The sequence below is a fragment of the Methanobrevibacter sp. genome (assembly GCF_045636185.1).
Lineage (GTDB): Archaea > Methanobacteriota > Methanobacteria > Methanobacteriales > Methanobacteriaceae > Methanocatella.
Genome location: NZ_JAZTXC010000191.1, coordinates 15,172 through 34,553 on the forward strand (window position 1 = coordinate 15,172; position 19,382 = coordinate 34,553).

Genomic DNA, 19,382 nt, shown 5'->3' on the forward strand with positions numbered 1-19,382 from the left:
AATAAAACCTCATTAAATGTTATTAACCTTTTGATGCCATTTCCATGCAGATGAAACTATGCATTCTAAATCATATTTAGGTTCCCATCCCAATTCATTTTTAATTTTAGATGCATCAGCAATTAAAATATCTGGATCACCTTCACGACGATCAGCTATTTCAACATTAAAATCACGACCAGTGATTTTTTTACACATATCAATAATTTCACGAACTGAATAACCTTCACCATTACCCAAATTAAAGATATTGGACTTATTATTTTCACATAAGTACTCATAAGCCGCAATATGGGCACTGGCTAAGTCATTTACATGAATATAATCACGGATACATGTACCGTCAGGAGTATTATAATCAGTACCAAATATTGAAATGCTGTCTCTTTTACCAATTGCAGCATCCAAAACCAAAGGTATCAAATGAGTTTCGGGATCATGCAATTCACCAATTTCACAGTCAAAGTCACAGCCAGCTGCATTAAAATATCTTAAGGAAACAAAATTAAAATCTCCTTTTTCGGCTTCACGCTCTAATGCTTTTTCAGTAATCCACTTTGAATGACCATAAGGATTAATTGGCTTTAATTTCTGGTCTTCAGTAATGGGAATCTTTTCAGGATTACCATAAACTGCAGCAGTTGAAGATAAAATGAATTTATCAACACCAAACTCTCTCATGATTTTTAATAAGTTTAAAGTGTTTTTATAATTGTTTTTGAAATATTTTTGAGGAAATTCGACTGATTCTGTGACAGATGAAAAAGCAGCAAAGTGCAATACTCCATCTATATCGTATTTTTCAAATACTTCACGCAAATCACTACTTCCAAAATCATAATCTTCAAAATTACCCCATTTTGCAAAGGTTTCATAACCCTTACATAAATTATCAACGACTACAGTATCATAACCTGCTTTATGTAATGCCTTATTGGTATGTGAACCAATATAACCTGCTCCACCAGTAACTAAAATCACTTAAAACACCTAGACAAATTTACCTAATTTTAATAATGCCTTAGGAGAAATTTTAATTAATTTTTTAACAATTTCCGTTGTGGAGATTTTCTCGAAACTTTCACCTTCAAATGCATGAGCAATACTGTTCAATTCATCATCATCCAAGGTAAGTAAGTATTCTTGAACTTTTTTATATCTTTTGATTTCATGGTCTAATTCTTCATGAGCCATTTCATCATATAATTTAAGGTATCTTTTGGAACAGTCTTCTTTAATAGCTTGAGCAGCTACTTTACCTGCACACATTCCACCAGTCATACCGCTGATAATTCCTCCACCAGTTAATGGGTTTACCTGACCTGCTGCATCTCCACAAACCAAGATATTGTCATCATAGAGCTTTTTGGTCATTCCACCAACAGGGTCACCACCAACATTAATCTCAACAGCCTGAGCATTTTTTAAATATGGGGATTTAGCAACGAAATCATCCAAATATTCAATTGCAGTTTTTTCAGCTTTATGTGGTAAAATAGCTAAACCAACATTTGCAATGTCATCACCTTTAGGGAAAATCCATACATATCCTCCAGGTGCACAGGAACCTAAGTAGAATTCAATTATTCCTTGCTTTTCAAATTCAACATTACACATTTCGTATTGAACACCAGATTCCATTTCTTTAGCTTTTGCAGCCGGCCTAAGACCTGCCCATCTTGCAATGTGACCTTCAGGACCATCAGCAGCAATCAGTATTTTACATTTGAAAGTTTCTTCTTTTCCCATTGATTCAGTTTCAACAATGAATCCATTTTCAATTTTATCAATACCAGTTACTAAAGTTTTAATTCTAATTTCAGCACCTGCTCTTGCAGCATCCATTGCCATATGCTTATCAAATACTTTTCTTTCAAGAATATAACCTGCTTCAGGTAATTTTACTTGGTCTTCAGTTAACCAAACATCAGTTCCGTCAGGTGTCTGAAGTCTTACACCTTCGATTTTTTTAGTAATCCAGCGAGGACTAGGTTCAATACCTAATTTTTCAAGCCCTTCAATTGAAACTCCTTCAGCACATCTTTTTGGTGCTCCAATTTCGGATTTTTTATCCATCAAAATAACTTTTGCTCCACCTAATGCAGCATGTTTTGCTGCGCTTGAACCAGCTGGTCCTGCACCTACTACAATTACATCAGTTTCAATCATAAAATCAGTCCTCTTTTTCTAAAGCATTGATTGGACAAGCTTTAATGCATGTGTCACAATCCCTACATTCATCTTCTTTAAAAACTAAAGCATACTCTCTTACTTGAATTAAATTTCTTGGGCAAACACCTGCGCATTCTCCGCAGAATGAACACCATTCTTTAACTATCATAATATCTCCTTTCTTAAAAAACAAACTAAAAAGTTTAGTTATAAATAAATGTGTTTATATTAATATTTAAATATATTGTAAAAAATAGATTTTAAAAGATATTAAAGAAAAATAAAAGAAAAATAAATAGTTATTTTACCAGTAAAACTGGCACATCAGAATTTCTTAAAAGCCTTTCTGTTACAGACCCTATTTGGTGGTCACTAATATTATTTTCTTCAAAAGATACAAATCTTTCATTATCAGAACCCAATGCACTGATTACCACCAAATCAGCACCAGTTTGGTTAATAATAAACTTCATATCCCTTAAGGCATCAGCAGTTAACAAATGTTCAACAACTTCAACATCATATTTAGCTGCATTATCTGTGATTTTAGCCAGAATAACATTTCCACTGTCCTCTTCAGAATCATAACTGCTTAAAGAAAATTCTTCCAAAACATGAACCGCAGCTATTTTAGATGAGAATTTGCGAGCTATTTCAATAGCGACATCTGCCGCTTTGTATCCATAGTCTGAACCGTCCACAGGAACACAAATAACATCAAACATTTATTCGCTCTCCTTCAAATAGCTTGCATGACAGAAATCAATGAAGTTATTAACGATTTGATCCATGTCTTCACTGTCATCAATAATCTTTCCATCATCCATAAATAAAGCCCTGTTGGATAATTCTTTAATAAAGTCAGTATTATGTGAAATCATGATGATTGTGATTCTATACTTTTTGGATATCTTTTTAAGTGAATTAGTAACAATTCTTAAGGTAATTGGATCTAAATCACCAAAAGGTTCATCTAAAAGTAGGAATTCAGGTTTTGAAACCAATATCAGCGCGAGCATTACACGAACTTTTTGCCCACCGGATAGCTCATATGATTTTCTCTGCAGAATATCCAAATCCAAATCCAGACTTTCAAAAATATCTGCTACTGCTTCACGGGTAGCGGTCTCCGGAAATTTTGGGAATAAGTCTGATAAAATATCCGGTTCAAGACCAACCTGTTCAAGACGGGCTCTAGCCTCACTTTCCTGCAAGTCAGTAAGCAAATAGAGTGAGTCCAGTAATTCTTCACTGAGTCCCATCCTTTCAGCCCTTATTTTAGCTTCATTAACCATGGTTTGATTTTTATACCCTAAACGAGTAGCCAATTGGTCAAGTACTGTTGCATAATGAGTCAATGCAAATTCCTGATGCATAAAACCAAGTTTTGAACGGATTTTCATACGTCCCATGCCTGCTATAGCAATATCATGCCATTCACCGTCGACCTGATACAATACATCCCCACTGTCTGAATCATCAAGACCTGCCAACATACGAAGTAAAACTGTTTTTCCAGCACCACTAGGTCCGATTAAACTTAAAATATTTTCTTTTTGAACTTTAAAATTGATATCTTCAATTTGAAGTACTTCTCCACCAGATAATAAGTAGAATCTTTTATTTACATCCTTAACATCAACAACATCCTCATCTGTTGAAACATTATCAATGTCGACAATAGGGTCCATTGCGCTCATAAACTCTTCGGCGATTTCTTCAGGAGTTCCTTCTTTTTTAATTTCACCATCTTCCATCAGTATAACCCTATCGGCAAGATATTTTTGAACTTCAGGCAAATGGGATACTACAACTACAGTAATATTTAATTCCTTATTGATATTTTTAACAGCATCAAGGATTTCTTGTTTTGTTTTAGGACATGCCATGGTTGCAGGTTCATCTAAAAGTAATGCTTTTGGCTGTTTTGCAAGTTGACGAGCAATAATCAATCTTTGCTTTTCTCCACCACTTAATACAGAAGCATAATGATCTTTTTTATGAGTAAGGGACACTAATTCCAATATCTTATCTGCTTCTTCACCAAATTCACTTTCAGCAACTTTAAAATCAGTACTTCCTTCATCAAAGTATTCACGAGCATATAATTTTCTTAAGACATTTTCACGCACTGTTTCAGGCCATAAACCAAAAGACCTTTGAAGATGTATAGCCGTTACTTTTTTAAGTTCATTATAATAAAATTGAGAAGAGTTTCCATCTATACTTAGATCTGCAACTGTGATGCTTCCTTCATCTATATGTTCAACTCCTCTTAAAGCTCTTAAAAGTGTAGTTTTACCGGAACCACTCCTACCCATGATTCCAAGAATCTCTCCTTCCTTAACTTCAAAACTTACATTTTTAAGACCAACAACAGAGTTACCATCGTCTAATTTATATGATTTACTTACGTTTTCAACTTTAATCATAGTTATGCCCCATTCATATTATACAAATTTTTATAAATGACAGTATTTAAAAATATTTATTGAGTTGATTTTAATGAGTTGTGAAAATAAAATTCAAGAATATATTGGTAGCTTAGAAAACGACAAATTGTTAATGGAGACACATTTTGCAAACATAGAAAAAATAACTAGGGAAAACAAAAAATTAGAAAGGGACCAACTAATTGGACTACTATCTAACTTCAGTACTCTAAATATTCAATATGAACAGTTATGTAATGATTTAATCACTTTCATGAAAATATTTAAACCTGAAACTGAAGAAATCAGACTTTACAAAACTGACGAACTTGTCGAATTATTGAATGAAAAAGCTAAAGACATTGAAAATTAACTTCTATAAGACAAAGTTGCCTGAGTTGAAGTAGTTGAATTTTCAGCTACAACCTCACCATTCCTTAAAAGTTGAATAGTCATATTGTCTGACGTATCAGTAGACCTTTCAACAAGAACATAAATGCTATCCCATGAAGCGGCTTCTAAACGGATTTCTTTATTTCCAGATCCTGATTGTTCCTGAGGGTAGTCTGCCACACCACCTTTGAAATACCAATCACCTGAACAGACAACTTTTAATTCATAAGGATGGGAAGAACCTTCCTGAACATTAGAATCCGCAACAACAACATTTAAAGACTCTTCATGAGTTGGTTGTGTGAAATTATAAATAACTGAAAACAGTACTAATGCAATAGCAATAATTCCAATAATTAATGCAATTTTTTTCGCTGTTCCCATTTTCCACCCACTTTTTTTCTGACCGGTAGGTGAACCACTCATAATATAGGAACAGTTTACACAATATGTGGCTGATGCAACATTATCATATCCACATCTTGGACATTTTACCATAATTTAACCTAATTTATACTCTTTAAAAAGTATTATTAAAGTACTTATATTTAAAGTTAATGCAAAAAACGGGCTTTTTTTAACTATTATGGTAATAATTATAAACATTAAGAGCCGCATTTTTGCTCATGCCATCAACCTCATTCAACTCTTCCACACTAGCATTTTTGATATTTTCAATAGTGCCGAATTCTTTTAAAAGATTGATTTTACGCTTTTTACCAATTCCTTTAATGTCATCAAGACTTGACTGACTAATATTTTTACTTCTAAGCTTTCTATGATAAGTAATAGCAAAACGGTGAGATTCATCACGAACCTGCTGAAGCAGATGCAGAGCTCTATTATTTTTAGGAATTATAATTGGCCTTTTCGAATTTGGAAGATAAATCTCTTCAAATTCCTTTGCAAGACCTATAATAGGAATATGTGATAAATTTAACTCATCCAAAACATCACATGCCATGCCCAATTGACCTTTACCCCCATCAATAACAATTAAATCAGGTTCAGGGTCTTTTTCAATTAATTTTACACGCCTGGTCAACAGTTCCTTCATCATTGCAAAGTCGTTAGGGCCCGGAGTTTCCATTTTAAAATGCTTATACATCTTCTTGTTGGGCTTGGCATCCTTGAAAGATACCTTTGACCCGACAGCAAACTTACCTGAAATGTTACTTATATCATAACCTTCAATAACACGAGGCAACTTATCTAACTTCAGATATTTCTTAAGCTCAATCATTGAATTTTCCAGTTTTTTCTTTTGATGCTTGATTATTTCGGCATTCTTTTCAGCCATTTTAACAAGCCTGAATTTCACACCTTTCTGAGGAACTTTAATATGTACTTTATTGCCTCTTATGTCACTTAGCCATTCTTCAAGCAATTCTTTATCGTCGATTTCTTCACTTAAAAGAATTTGCTTTGGCACATGCCTATTATATCCGTAATATTGCTGAATAAATGAAGATAAAATCTCTGAAGTTGAATCATATTCAGAACCGCTCATTAAAAAGTCGTCACGGCCAGTAATTTTACCATTTCGAACCGGCATAATCACAACATAAATATCAATCTTACCCTGTGCAATAGCTATTACATCCTGGTCCAAATCATCATCAACCAAATCAACAAACTGCTTTTCCATGATTTCTTCAATTGATGCGATCTGGTCCCTTAAAACTGCAGCTTTTTCAAATTCCTCTTTATTTGCAGCTTCAATCATCTCTTTTTTAAGATTTTTAACGATGACTGAATATTTGCCCTGGAAAAATAAATCTATTTTATTGATAATTTCACTGTACTCCTTTTCAGTAATTTTTCCTGCACATGGAGCATAACATAAATCAATCTGGGCATTGAGACATGGTCCATTCAAATTGCGGCAAGTTCTGATTTTAAATAAAGATTTTAGAAACTTGACTGTTCTTTTAACAGACCCTACATCAGTAAAAGGGCCATAATAAACGCCATTCTTAGTGATGTTTCTTGTAATTACTAATCTAGGAAACTTTTCATCAGTTATCTTTACATAAGGATACCTTTTATCATCCTTTAGTTGAATATTATAACGAGGATGATGCTTTTTAATTAGGGTGGCCTCTAGAATTAATGCCTCTTTCTCAGAATTGGTTATGATATATTCCAAACTATCAAAATGACTCATTAAAATTTGAGTTTTTGGCCTATCCAGCTTTTCTCTAAAATAAGAACGTACCCTATTCAAAAGATTTTTGGCTTTACCTATGTATATAATTTCTCCATCAGCGTTCTTCATAATATAAACGCCTGGCTTTTTTGGTAAATTATCAGGAGATGTAATTTTTGTAGACATTTAAAATACCTAATTCAACTCAACAATATCTTTGTCTAGTTTAACAGTACTATCTGCAATCATTGAATCCAAGACACCTTTGATTTTGGATGAAGTTTTACGGGAAGTTGACTTGAATCCAAAGTTGCGTGCAACTTCTCTAGTCAAACTGGCTGTTGTCATACTTTGCTTATGAGATAAAATAGTTTCAATATTCTTAGCAATTTCCTCATCGGAAATCAAATCTATTTTTGGCTTTTCTCTTCTTCTGATTACAACATCATTACTTGATGCATCATATAAAAAGTCGCCAATTCTTATAATGCTGCCTGAACTTTCAGACTCCTTAATGCCTCGTAAAACTTGCTTTTTCATTTTAGAGCCTGCTCTTTTGATATGGCAGTTATCCTTAACTCTTTTAATCACTTCATTTACATGAATTGGACCCTCAACATTAACAATTTCGTTAATTGAATTGGAAACATTTTCAATAGGTTGTGAGAATAATTCATCCTGTGAATTTAAACCGAAATCACTGGCAAATCTATAATCAACAATTTCATCTTCAATTTTTCCTCTTTTAGGAAGTTTGTTATCATCAAAAGCCTTTAATGTATTATTGGATTTGAATCTCTCTTTTTCAATTTCCTTATAATCCTCATCAGCTATTTGAATAATATTCTCTAGTGCTTGATCTTTTTTATTTTCACGTCTTTCCTCTTCATGAATTGTTACAATGCTATCATCATCACTAGATAATTCCTGTTTGAGTTTTTCCATCTTCTGTTCCCTTTCATATCTCAATTCCTCTTGCTCAGCAAAGCTTAATCCTTCATCTTGAGGGACATACTCTTCACCTTCATAATCTTGAATTGGAGTGAGATAGTCATTTTCATCGTATTCTTCTGTTCTATCCACTACAGAAACATACCCTACGGATGTTGGATTTTCTATTTCATTCAAAGACTTGCGAATATACTTAATATCACGTATACCACTCCTAATTGAATCTTTTACTGATTTATTTTTGTGTTTATCCCCATCATAGTATAAATTGTTTTTTCTAAGCGGACTGTTAATATCATCAATACCTTCATAATATGTAATTCCATCAGGAGATGTAGATGTGTTATAAACATTTTGAGAAGTTTTTTCATAGCCCTCATTATTTTCAATATCCTTTTGGTTATTATTATTTTCTGACTCAAACTTTTGAGTATTTTCTTCATTATTTTTATTTAATGCATCGGAAATTACGTCATCAAAAGCCTTATTTACAAGTGCAGATGCAAGATTAGAAATATCATCTTCCCCCAGATTACCTTCAGGATTATTTTCAAAGGCTTCATCAATAATATGATTAAACTCTTTTTCTTTAACAGGCCTATTTCTTGTCATGTCAGATACCCCATCAACATTTCTTTTAAATACAACTTTTAAATCATCATTATTTGAATCATCATTATTAGATTTTACATTTTTAACATCACTGGAAAGGATTTCAACTTCAACAACTTCATCATCTTTTGGTGCAGGCTTATAATCATTCAAATCATCTTCATCAATGATTTCACCATGAACTGTTTTAACCTCTTCTTTGGTTAAGTTAAGTCTAGAAGTACCCCTAATAGCATCAGAAAACCTAGATTCACTTAAACCATCAATGTTTTTAGGTTTTCTATCACCGAACAAAATATTTTTTAAAGGATTGACCTCAACAACAGGAGGTTCGTTTTCATCATCATAATCAATAGAACTTTCTTCATCATTGCTATGATCCACATAAATATAATCATCATCAGAACCTAAATCCACCCTATCATCATCGGATGGCTCGTTGATAGAATCATTAGCATCATCTACATATTTATCATCAGAATAATCTATAGAACTTTCTTCATCATTGCTATGATCCACATAAATATAATCCTCATCAGAACCTAAATCCACCTTGACATCATCGGACGAATCTTCAATAGAGTCTGTATTATCAACATCCAGATCAACTTTTTCCTGTGAAGAATAATTGTTCAAATCTTGGTCTGATTTGACTTCAGGAACTTCTTCAACATCATCAAAATCATTGCCTGGCTTAACTTCAGGAACTTCTTCAACATCATCATCAAAATTATTATCTACTTTGACTTCAGGAACTTCTTCAATATCATCATTGAAATCCAAATCAACATCATTTTCTTCATTTTCAAAATCAGAAGTATCTTCTAGATCCATATCAGTAGAACTACTGAAATTAACTTTATGTTTTGGTTTGACTTCTTTTTCGGACTCGATTTCAACAGCATTACCAATAGATTCAAAATCATTTTCTACAGATGTATCTACTTTATCATATTCAGAACTTTCCTTTTCAATGGAATCTGTTGAAGTATTTATTACTTCATCTTCATCATTTTCTAAGTCGGTTTCGTCAATTAAATCATCATTTTCAGAAATTTCTTCATCATCACTGTGGTCAACATAAATAAAGTCATCATTTTCGATTTTATCTTTAATTAAATCGCTGACTTCCTCCTCAGCATCCTCCTCAAGGTCATCATCATGAGAGATGGAAAATTTATTTTTAATTGAAGATAAAATACCTCCACCAAGTCCTTTAGAAATACTGGAAGCAAAATTAACTCTGGAAGAATCTGAATCTTCACCTATTTCTTCTGTGATTTCTTCCGTTTCTTCTTCTTGGAGTCCTTCGCCTCCGCTTTCATCATCTTCGCTACTGTCTTTATCACCATCATGTGTAACTTCATCTTCCACACCATCGTCAGATAATTCTTCAAATAACTCATCAAAATTATCAGAATCTTCCTGGTCAATTGATTCTTCTTCAACATCAGGAGAATCGTCTAAATCATCATCTTTTGTAACTTCAGTTTCAATTTCAGATGAATCTAAATCATCATTCATATTCTCGATTTCCTCAGAAGCTAACTCTTCAACATCTTCTTCAGGATCAATTATAATCTCTTCTTCATCCCCATCAGAACCCAAAACATCTTCAACATCTTCTTCATCAGGAATAGAATCAGCAATATCTTTTTCGTCAGATTCCATATCTTTACTGTCATCAGGGAATACAAAATCATCAAATGCACTAAATTCCTCATCAATATCAGGAGATTTTACATCCACATCATCCTTAACTTCATCATCAACAACATTAACAAACTCACTAGAAGATTTTACATCCACATCATCCTTAACTTCATCATCAACAACATTAACAAACTCACTAGGAGATTTTACATCCACATCATCCTTAACTTCATCATCAACAACATTAACAAACTCACTAGGAGATTTTTCATGAACAAATTCTAAATCATCTTCATCGCCAAAATCATCTTCTGAATCTTTACTTACAAATATTATATCATCATCAAAATCAAGACCGTCAGGTGATATTACTTCAACATTTTCTCCCAGACTTGCTGCTTTTGCTTCAGCTTCTTTTTGCCTTTGTTCTTCAAGCTCTTTTTCACGCTGTTTTCTTAATTCTTCAGCTCTTTTTTCAGCTTCGATTCTACGTTTTTCTTCTTTTTCACGAGCTATTTTTTGTTCTTTTCGAGTTTCTTTAATTGATTTTTCGATGAAATCCAATAATTTTTTACGTCCTAAATCACGGTTTCTATACCAATCTGTGGACCATAAATGATATAATTTCCATCCAAGTCCTTCAAGTACCTGTTCACGGAGCCTATCACGATCACGTGCAACTTTACTTGATGCATACATTTTTCCATCAGTTGTTATTCCCAAAATATATTTACCAGGGTTTTCTTCATCAACAATAGCTAAATCTACCCTAAATCCTGCACAACCAATCTGTTTATCAATAATATAACCATTTTCTTCTAAAAAGCTTGCTATTGCATCTTCAAATGGTGCAGATGAATGTTCATCTTGAGTTTTATGGCCCATAGTTAAGTTTTCAGCATATTCCAGAAATTCCCTTAATGCTCTAACACCATGCGGAGGATTTGCAGTTAATTTCATACTGGATGCTTTAAAATTAGAAAATACAACACATTTTTGTCTTGCACGTGTAATCAATACGTTTAATCTTCTCTCACCACCATCCTGATTTAGAGGTCCGAAGTTAAGTGACATTTTTCTTTCATTATCAAAACCATAACCTACACTGATTAAAATGACATCTCTTTCATCCCCCTGAATGGTTTCAAGGTTTTTAACAAAGAATCTTTCATCCTTATTTTCAGAGAATAGTGGTTCCAATTCAGGTCTTTCACGACGTTTTTCTTCTAATCTTTCTAAAATCGCATTCTTCTGTGCAACGGAAAATGTTCCGACACCTAAACTTTTTGTATCACCATACCTGTCAAAATGGTCAAATATTGCTTCAACAACATCCTCAGCTTCTTTTGGATTTGCAGATGATGACCCTCTTTCATAGGCTGTATTCGGATTATAATGGAATTTTAATCCTAACTCAGAATCGTTGTGTGAAGGTGAAGGATAAACAAGCAATTCATTATCATAAAATTCCTTATTGGATACATTGATTAATGATTCATGACGACTTCTGTAGTGCCATTTAAGCATTTTTACAGGGAATGATAATTTACATAAATGCAAGATACTTTCCATATCAAGTGATGTTGCTTCTTCTTCATCACTTTCTCCACTTGCCATCTGGTCAAAAAATGATGTTGGAGGTAATTGTTGGGTATCTCCCATCACAACGGCAGTTTTTCCCCTCATAAATGCACCCAATGCATCTTCAGGTTTTACCTGACTAGCTTCATCAAAAATAACAACATCAAATTGCAATTCTTCATTGGTAGGGTCAAGATACTGTGCAACAGATAATGGAGACATCATGAAACAAGGTTTAATCTGTTTAATCATTCCTCCAGCTTTTTCCAATAATTTTCTAACAGGTAAATGTCCGCTTTTTCTTGTGAATTCACCTGCAAGGACTTTAGCCTGAGGATTTTCTGTAGCACCAAAAATTTGCGGAATATTGCTGTTTAACTTATGGAAAATTCTTTTACGGTTAAGAACAAGGATTTTTTTATCCAAATCTTTAAATTCCTTAATTCTGTTTTCATGCAGTTCACCTATAAAGGTAGCCAATTCCTGATTTTCAACAAAGAGAATATTAAGTAGTGAATCGGCAAAGTTTCCTTCAACCAATGCTTTAACATCATCCTTTTTAATATTTCTTTTTTCTATTGAGTCAACAAACAATTCTGCTGTTGTTCCTTTCAAAGAATTTTTGGTATTAAGATATTGTGACCATAAGTGAAGACTTGAAAGTTGTCCTCTCCAATTGTATAACTGTGATTGCCATTCTTCAAAAGGCACGTCATTTGCACCTTTTTTAAATATCAATTTACTTCTTGGATTTAATTTTGACTTTAATTTATTCAAATCGTCACTGAACTGTTTTCCTGAGTCAATATAGTCCACCAAATCCCTTTCAGGATTAACTTCAAACAGGTCTTTTGATAAAAGGTCAATAGTATTTTGTGAAAATATTCCTTCTCTTGTAAGTGCACTGAATTGAGTCATCCATTGGGCTATTGCCTTTAAATCATTGATATCAGCGTTTAAATGCCAATATCCACCATAGTATTTTTTGCCTAATGCTTCATTAGCTTCCAAATTCTTTTTGAGTCTAATGGCTATTTTAGCCCTATTTAAATCATCGATGATTCCATTAACATCACTCTGAACAGGATAATTATAGTATCTCTCAACAAGTTCCAAATGCTGATTGCCTTTAAAGAAACGAAATTTCTTATGTGACAGTTCATTTAACTGATAAATTAATGCATCAATATTAGTTTGGTAAATGTTTGGATTGAATTTGTCCAATATTGGAGCAACCTTTTGATATTTTGCCAATTCTTGAATTAATCTATAAGGATCATCGTTATTATTATCCCATGCTCCGGATTTCAAAATTTGACCATCAATTAACTCTGAATTTTGGGTTTTAATAATATCAAAAGCAGATAATGATTTTTCAAATTCATTTAATGTATCTGGCTTTTTAATGCCATAAATGTCATATACCCTTCCACGTTCAATTAAAAATGCGTCAAGGGATTTTAATGTATCATTTATTAACATCTCTATTTCCCTTAAATCAGCAGGCAACAAACTTTTTGGTGCACATTTGCTCCAGGGATTTTCTTTAGAAATGGTCTGATACAGTTCAGCAACACTTTCAAGAGCCAAAACGACATCATCCAAATCTTTTAAAGAAACATTTTCAGGATTATTAAATCTAACTAAAGGCATTATAGCTTGTTTTCGTGCAAAATGGTCATCAGCAGCTTCCTTCATCCCATATAACTGGAATGCAGATAAATTAACTGCAAATACTGGTTTGTGAATAACACTAGCATAATCATCCAATTGCCTTTTTAAAGTTTCCAACTTTCTAATGGTCTGGTCAATGTTTAAAGTATCGACTGCCCTTACAGTGGTTGCCTTTTGAAGGTCCTTTAAGAATTTTTTACGTCTAGTTTTGTGAGAATGTAACTCCAAAACAAATTTACCCAAACCTACATTGGTTAACCTATCTTTTACAACATCCAATGCAGCCATCTTTTCTGATACGAATAAAACTGATTTGCCTTCTGCAAGCAATTCAGCAATCAAATTTACAATAGTTTGTGATTTACCTGTTCCCGGTGGTCCTTCCACAACAAGATTTCTTCCTGCCTTTACATCTTGAATAGCAGCAATTTGAGAAGAATCAGCATCCAAAACCTGATACATCATTTGATAATCGAGCTGTGAATCAATATCTTCCTCATTAAAAGCTTCAACATTGTTTTTAGCAGGATTAAAAATGGCCTGTATTAATTCATTTTTAGTCAAATCAACATTTGATGCCCAGCTATCCGGATTCAAATCGTTGTACATTACAAATTTTGTAAAGCTAAAGAAACCCAAAGCAATTTTATAGTTTACACTCCATCCTTCCATTCTCATTGTAGCATGCTTGACCTTTTCAATATAATGGTCTATAACTTCACCATATTTTTTAAATTCAAAGTCAGGAAGTTCAATGCCACCTTCAAGAAGTTTTGCTTTAAGTGAAATGTTAGTTTGAATATCTTCCCCAGTCCATTCTAAATTAAATGATTCACCAACTTTTTTACGCTCCATTGAAACCGGAATCAAAACTAAAGGAGCTAAATTCTTTTGCTTTGGCTTGGATTTGTCAATCCATTCTAAAAATCCGACAGCCAAATAAAGAATGTTATAACCCTGTTCCTGAAGCATTGTTTTTGCTTGGTTATTAATATAATACAATCTTCTTTGGAGTTCATTTGGAGTCAAATCAGCAGCCAGTTTCTTATCTCCTTCTGAAAACTTACTAAAATCAAATGGTATATGGTCCCAAACTGAAGACTTTTCTTCTTTCTTGTCTTTTTTATTAGCTACAAAATACATTTTATTTTCTTGCAAAACTAATGTTTGAAAGACATTTATTGGAGATTGATTATTAATATTAATGGTTTTAGCTCTAGATTTAAAATTAAGCAATTGATTTCTTAGAGTTAAATCTAATAGCTCCTTACGTAAGTTTTCGAACTCCTTTTCGATTTTATTATTAGTGGATGGATTTGACAACATGATGATCATTATATAAAAAATTCTTTAAATCATATATAATTATAATAATCTATATTAATAAAGTTTACTTAATATTAAAAATTGCTTTTAAAGGGTCCAAAAAAGAGAAGTTTATCACTAGCTATTTTTGATGCAAAATCAGCGGATTTTAAAATAGAATTAGTAATTAATTTTTTAGAAATGTAAGCTGCCATAAATGTATCACCGCAACCTGTGGAATCAACAATATTATCACATTTAACGGCATTAATTTTGTACTCTTTATCTGCAAGTATGCGTGAACCCTTGCTTCCATTAGTAACAACTATTTCGTTTATATTGAAGTCTTTAAAATCATTATTTTCAAATAAGATTTCAGCTTCTGACTCATCCAAAAATAATACTTCAATATCTGAAATCAAATCTATAGTTTCTGGTGTCAGTTTTAAAGAAATAGAATGATTGTCATCTTTAATTTTTTCAAAAGGATACCTTAAAAATCCTTGAAGAGACATAAAAATAGGAACATCAAATGATTTTAAATAATCAATTGTTTCTTTGGAAAAATCATATGAATTAAGCGGATTTAGAATAAATGCATCAATATCATCTGGCAATATATCTGATAAATCCTTTTTAGTTATAGGAATATCTGCAAAATTACTGTATTGAATACGAAAATCGTCATTATTCGGATATTCATTAATAAAATAATGAGTATTATCCTTTTTAACTAATTTTACCTTATCCGGATTTGGAAAATCATCGATTAATTTTTCATCACCGCAATTCGTAATAATTATATAATCATTGAAAAACTCTTCAAAAACAAAAGATTGAAAATAAACCGCACCGCCTGTTTTTGATTGTTTTTTATCCATATTAATGATTAAATCCTGAGTAACTGGACCAATAATAACTAATGTCATAAAAATCATTAAATTTAGTCAAATTCTATTGTAATATCTAGAACATGGTATTCATTTGAAATGGAATAAATCTCTTCTTTTATTTTCTCTTGATTATTCCAATTATCAATAGCTACCTTTAAAGTCATGACTGAATCAATTCCATCAAGTGACCATACATGAAAATCTTCAATATCCTCAATTCCGTCAATAGCTAAAATGCTTTGTCTGAAGTAATCCACATCAAAGTTATCTGGAGTTTTCTGAAGTAGGACCTCAAGAGATTTAATTAATGTCCTGCCTAAGTTAAAAATTAACCATATTGCAATTCCTATAGATACAAAAGGATCCAAAAAGGTTACATCTGTCCAAAACATTAAAATCAGACTTAAAATCAATATTGCAACCCATTCAAAAATATCACCAAGCAAATGATATAGAATAGCCTTTTCATTAAATGTTTCACCGCCATGGAGTCTCCATACAGAAATGGATTTGAACACTAAGCCTAAAATACCTACAATAAGCATTCCTCCAGCATCAACTCCCTCTGGAGAAAACAATCTAGGTATGGCTTCTGATAAAATGAAAAATGCCATTACAATAACGAATGTTGATGTGATAACCGCCCCCAAAATGGAAAACCTCTGATAACCATATGAAAAAGTATCTGAGGAACCTTTTTGAGACACATGCTCCAAAATCCAAGCAATCGCCATTGAAATTGTATCTGACATGTCATGAATACAATCTGCCAAAATAGCCATACTATTTGTTGCAAGACCGCCGATTATAACAATTATATTGAATGTTAAATTCATGAAAAAGACAAATGCCAAATTTTCACTGGCTTTTTTGTGATGATGATGTGTATCTATTCTCATGCTAGTACATTTATAAATAATAGAATAAAAAAGTTATTGAACCTTTCCAGCTTGTAGAAGCCGAAGATTCTTAGGCCATACCTACTGTGTCGATGAAACATTTCCATTCATATTTATATATGAATTTGTTTTCATCGTTAGGTATGAAATCTACTAAGCATAGCACTATTGAACCAGTAGCGCGTAGACCTTCGTCTAAAATGTTTTTTGCAGTATTTACATCCCTTTGATGTACTGTATGGCAATGAGGACATTCCCATTGTCTTTCTTCACGACCTAGGTCGTGATTGATTTTTCCACAAACATGGCATTTTTTACTTGATGGAAACCATTGATCGATTTGTACGAATTCACGACCATATAACTCTGATTTGTATTTTATCATTTTAATAAGTTTTCCCCATCCGATTTCATGAATGCTTCGGCTTAAGTTACGTGATTTGAGCATTCCTCGAATGTTGAGTTTTTCCATGGCTATGAATTGGTAGTGTTTGACTATATTATAGGATATTTTATGATAATGGTCGTTTATTACATTGTTTTTCTTTCTTATCCATTTGTGGAGTTTTTTTAGTGTTTTTTTCCAGTTGGATCCGCCTTCCTTTTTGCCGTCGAGTTTTCGTTGGTAATACTGTATTCTTCCGTTTATTTTCTTCAGGTCAGGTTTGGCTATCACTTTTCCGTTGGAAAATGTTAAAAAGTCAGTTAGTCCAACATCTATTCCAACATATAATCCTATATAGGAAAATTCACCATATCTATTTTCATCTAATTCATAAACTATACATACATACCAGCGCCCGTTTTCGTATTTTAATGTAGCCTCCTTGATTTTGCCATTGATGTGTCTTCTATGCTTAACGGTTATTTTTCCTAGTTTAGTTACTCGTAATTCATTTTCAGACAACCACCTAATGCTTCCTACATTACCTTTTTTTGTGTCATAGAAGTTGTTTCTTAGAGTAATTGAATTTACTGGATTTTTTTACGTTTTTTGAATTTTGGAGCGCCGGATCTGCAGTCATAATATCCTTTATAGGCTTTTATTAGTCTATCGGTGAATGCTTGAAGGCAGGTAGAATCAGCATTTTTTAGAAATGGATAATGTTTATTAATGTTTTAACTATTTTTTGTGTGTATGTGCGGTTTATTTTAAATTTGTTGCCTATTCCAAATTCTTTAACGAAATTTTCACGGTAAATACTATATTCCAATGTTTTATTGTACACAAAAGCACTGGCATATATATTAAACCATAATTTCTTTTCCATATCTTCATCAGGAACAAATTCAACCTTATCAGTTAAAATAAAAGTTTTATCACATATATTCAACATCTTTTTTTCCATCATTAAAATATAAAAAAAATCCTAAAACATTCATCTTAATAACTAAAAAAGAATATAACCGCCAAAGGATTTTTATAAATCATTCTTTTTTTAAACCATTTTTAAAAAAGAGAGGAAAAAAATTAACTTTTGAAGTTTTTTCCCTATCCTTTCTATATTACATTATTATAACCTACATATAATATAGCATTTATCCAAGAGCATTTGAACAGTAATCGCACCACCACCCCCCACATAAAAAAAAATAGACACTAACCTACTAAAAGGTGCAATTCATCTCCGACTTAAAGAAGCCGAAGAATTCTTGCACAATAAAGTTAAAAAGAAAAATTAAAATATTAATAAGTATCTTTAAAATATCTATAATATTTATATAATTTAAAAATTAAAAGAATAATAAGTGATATAAAATGGCATTAACTGGAGCAACATTATTTTCTCATATATTACCTGTAATTTTTGGATTTTTCGGAATATTATTTATAATATCTGGTGTTTTGGATGATAACAAACCGAAACTTGGTTTAGGCATAGTTTTATTCATTGTAGCCTGTTCTTTCCCTTATGTTGTTTTAAATTCAATGCTTTAGAATTTTTAGATAATTGTTATTTCACCAGAATGCAGGCTAGTTCCTACCAATACTTTTTTTATTCCTAATTCCTGCAATTCATTTATTGAATCCTTATTTAATCCGCCGGCAATTATTAATTTATCTTTCAAGTCTTCAAATTCTTTTAATAAATGCTTATTATAACCTTGATTTGTTCCTACTCCACTAATATCAAGAAGAATGATTTGTGATGCATCAATCTCAGATAATATTTTTTTAAATTCATGAAGCGTCAAATCCAAATTCTTTGAAAACAGTTCATTATCCTTAACATCAACACTTACTACAATCCTTTCTTTCGGATATTTTTCAAAAATTTCATAAAGGTCATCCAAACTTTCTAGGGTTTCTGTTGGAACAATAATCTTGAATGCATAATCCAAAAAAAATGAAAATGATTCGACATTCTTTACTCCGCCATCTAAAATTACAGGAATAATTGTGTTGACCATTTTTATGTCATTAATATTGTGGCCATTGCTTTCAATCAAATCCAAATCCGCAATATATAATTCATCAGCCCCATTTAATTTTAAGCCCTGAGCGATTTCAACAGGATTGGATGAAGGTGCAAATACTGTTTGCAATGGTTGATATGTATCTCTTAAACCTGATTTACCACTTACTGCCTGACCACCTTTTAAATCCAATACAGGTATTTTTTTAATCATGATATCACCATAATTATTAATTTAATTAAACGAGTAT

At 32.2% G+C, this 19,382-nt stretch carries 15 protein-coding genes; 2 read left to right on the top strand and 13 right to left on the bottom strand.

Features of this window, described 5'->3' with window-relative positions; translation table 11 throughout:
• Positions 1 to 12 precede the first annotated feature (12 nt).
• From galE to ACKI3Q_RS10590, 5 genes are all read right to left on the bottom strand, one after another.
• Complete coding sequence (gene galE / locus ACKI3Q_RS10570; protein WP_407416550.1) at positions 13 to 981, bottom strand: UDP-glucose 4-epimerase GalE; 969 nt, start codon at positions 979 to 981, stop codon at positions 13 to 15.
• A gap of 9 nt (positions 982 to 990) precedes the next feature.
• Positions 991 to 2,169, bottom strand: coding sequence for an NAD(P)/FAD-dependent oxidoreductase (locus tag ACKI3Q_RS10575; RefSeq protein ID WP_407416551.1), 1,179 nt, complete (start codon positions 2,167 to 2,169; stop codon positions 991 to 993).
• 4 nt (positions 2,170 to 2,173) lie between these two features.
• Positions 2,174 to 2,341: a 4Fe-4S binding protein gene (locus ACKI3Q_RS10580; RefSeq protein ID WP_407416552.1), complete on the bottom strand. Its 168-nt coding sequence runs from the start codon at positions 2,339 to 2,341 to the stop codon at positions 2,174 to 2,176.
• 130 nt (positions 2,342 to 2,471) lie between these two features.
• Entirely contained in the window at positions 2,472 to 2,897 is a 426-nt protein-coding gene (locus tag ACKI3Q_RS10585; protein ID WP_407416553.1) for a universal stress protein, read from the bottom strand.
• A complete protein-coding gene (locus tag ACKI3Q_RS10590) occupies positions 2,898 to 4,604 on the bottom strand; it encodes an ATP-binding cassette domain-containing protein (RefSeq protein ID WP_407416554.1) in 1,707 nt (568 codons plus the stop codon).
• A gap of 73 nt (positions 4,605 to 4,677) precedes the next feature.
• On the opposite strand from ACKI3Q_RS10590, the gene ACKI3Q_RS10595 reads away from it, so the two are divergent.
• Positions 4,678 to 4,977 carry a hypothetical protein gene (locus tag ACKI3Q_RS10595; RefSeq protein ID WP_407416555.1) on the top strand — a complete coding sequence of 100 codons (300 nt, stop codon included), beginning with the start codon at positions 4,678 to 4,680 and terminating at the stop codon, positions 4,975 to 4,977.
• Here the strand turns inward: ACKI3Q_RS10595 and ACKI3Q_RS10600 are convergent.
• The 7 genes from ACKI3Q_RS10600 to ACKI3Q_RS10630 form a co-directional block, all read right to left on the bottom strand.
• Positions 4,974 to 5,495 carry a zinc ribbon domain-containing protein gene (locus ACKI3Q_RS10600; RefSeq protein WP_407416556.1) on the bottom strand — a complete coding sequence of 174 codons (522 nt, stop codon included), beginning with the start codon at positions 5,493 to 5,495 and terminating at the stop codon, positions 4,974 to 4,976. The genes ACKI3Q_RS10595 and ACKI3Q_RS10600 overlap by 4 nt on opposite strands.
• Positions 5,496 to 5,574: 79 nt before the next feature.
• A complete protein-coding gene (gene uvrC / locus ACKI3Q_RS10605) occupies positions 5,575 to 7,332 on the bottom strand; it encodes an excinuclease ABC subunit UvrC (RefSeq protein WP_407416557.1) in 1,758 nt (585 codons plus the stop codon).
• A 9-nt stretch (positions 7,333 to 7,341) separates the two neighbouring features.
• The gene (locus ACKI3Q_RS10610; protein WP_407416558.1) at positions 7,342 to 14,943 is read right to left on the bottom strand and encodes a DUF3320 domain-containing protein; all 7,602 of its coding nucleotides are present in this window, start codon (positions 14,941 to 14,943) and stop codon (positions 7,342 to 7,344) included.
• Positions 14,944 to 15,017: 74 nt separating this feature from the next.
• The gene (locus ACKI3Q_RS10615) at positions 15,018 to 15,851 is read right to left on the bottom strand and encodes a PfkB family carbohydrate kinase (RefSeq protein WP_407416559.1); all 834 of its coding nucleotides are present in this window, start codon (positions 15,849 to 15,851) and stop codon (positions 15,018 to 15,020) included.
• Positions 15,852 to 15,865: 14 nt separating this feature from the next.
• On the bottom strand, positions 15,866 to 16,714 hold the full coding sequence (locus tag ACKI3Q_RS10620; protein ID WP_407416560.1) for a cation diffusion facilitator family transporter: 849 nt from the start codon (positions 16,712 to 16,714) through the stop codon (positions 15,866 to 15,868).
• Positions 16,715 to 16,784: 70 nt separating this feature from the next.
• Positions 16,785 to 17,681: an RNA-guided endonuclease InsQ/TnpB family protein gene (locus ACKI3Q_RS10625; RefSeq protein ID WP_407416564.1), complete on the bottom strand. Its 897-nt coding sequence runs from the start codon at positions 17,679 to 17,681 to the stop codon at positions 16,785 to 16,787.
• Between the two features lie 124 nt (positions 17,682 to 17,805).
• Complete coding sequence (locus tag ACKI3Q_RS10630) at positions 17,806 to 18,066, bottom strand: hypothetical protein (protein WP_407416561.1); 261 nt, start codon at positions 18,064 to 18,066, stop codon at positions 17,806 to 17,808.
• Positions 18,067 to 18,473: 407 nt separating this feature from the next.
• Here ACKI3Q_RS10630 and ACKI3Q_RS10635 point away from each other — a divergent pair, with 407 nt between their 5' ends.
• On the top strand, positions 18,474 to 18,653 hold the full coding sequence (locus ACKI3Q_RS10635) for a hypothetical protein (RefSeq protein WP_407416562.1): 180 nt from the start codon (positions 18,474 to 18,476) through the stop codon (positions 18,651 to 18,653).
• A gap of 5 nt (positions 18,654 to 18,658) precedes the next feature.
• Here ACKI3Q_RS10635 and ACKI3Q_RS10640 read toward each other — a convergent pair whose 3' ends face one another.
• Positions 18,659 to 19,345, bottom strand: coding sequence for a HisA/HisF family protein (locus tag ACKI3Q_RS10640; RefSeq protein ID WP_407416563.1), 687 nt, complete (start codon positions 19,343 to 19,345; stop codon positions 18,659 to 18,661).
• Positions 19,346 to 19,382: the final 37 nt, after the last annotated feature.

Bases quoted from the DNA above. Each gene is read 5' to 3' on its own strand.
- ACKI3Q_RS10575 (WP_407416551.1), bottom strand. From the start codon at position 2,169: ATGATTGAAACTGATGTAATTGTAGTAGGTGCAGGACCAGCTGGTTCA.
- ACKI3Q_RS10580 (WP_407416552.1), bottom strand. From the start codon at position 2,341: ATGATAGTTAAAGAATGGTGTTCATTCTGCGGAGAATGCGCAGGTGTT.
- ACKI3Q_RS10585 (WP_407416553.1), bottom strand. From the start codon at position 2,897: ATGTTTGATGTTATTTGTGTTCCTGTGGACGGTTCAGACTATGGATAC.
- ACKI3Q_RS10590 (WP_407416554.1), bottom strand. From the start codon at position 4,604: ATGATTAAAGTTGAAAACGTAAGTAAATCATATAAATTAGACGATGGT.
- ACKI3Q_RS10595 (WP_407416555.1), top strand. From the start codon at position 4,678: ATGAGTTGTGAAAATAAAATTCAAGAATATATTGGTAGCTTAGAAAAC.
- ACKI3Q_RS10600 (WP_407416556.1), bottom strand. From the start codon at position 5,495: ATGGTAAAATGTCCAAGATGTGGATATGATAATGTTGCATCAGCCACA.
- uvrC (WP_407416557.1), bottom strand. From the start codon at position 7,332: ATGTCTACAAAAATTACATCTCCTGATAATTTACCAAAAAAGCCAGGC.
- ACKI3Q_RS10610 (WP_407416558.1), bottom strand. From the start codon at position 14,943: ATGTTGTCAAATCCATCCACTAATAATAAAATCGAAAAGGAGTTCGAA.
- ACKI3Q_RS10615 (WP_407416559.1), bottom strand. From the start codon at position 15,851: ATGACATTAGTTATTATTGGTCCAGTTACTCAGGATTTAATCATTAAT.
- ACKI3Q_RS10620 (WP_407416560.1), bottom strand. From the start codon at position 16,714: ATGAGAATAGATACACATCATCATCACAAAAAAGCCAGTGAAAATTTG.
- ACKI3Q_RS10630 (WP_407416561.1), bottom strand. From the start codon at position 18,066: ATGATGGAAAAAAAGATGTTGAATATATGTGATAAAACTTTTATTTTA.
- ACKI3Q_RS10635 (WP_407416562.1), top strand. From the start codon at position 18,474: ATGGCATTAACTGGAGCAACATTATTTTCTCATATATTACCTGTAATT.
- ACKI3Q_RS10640 (WP_407416563.1), bottom strand. From the start codon at position 19,345: ATGATTAAAAAAATACCTGTATTGGATTTAAAAGGTGGTCAGGCAGTA.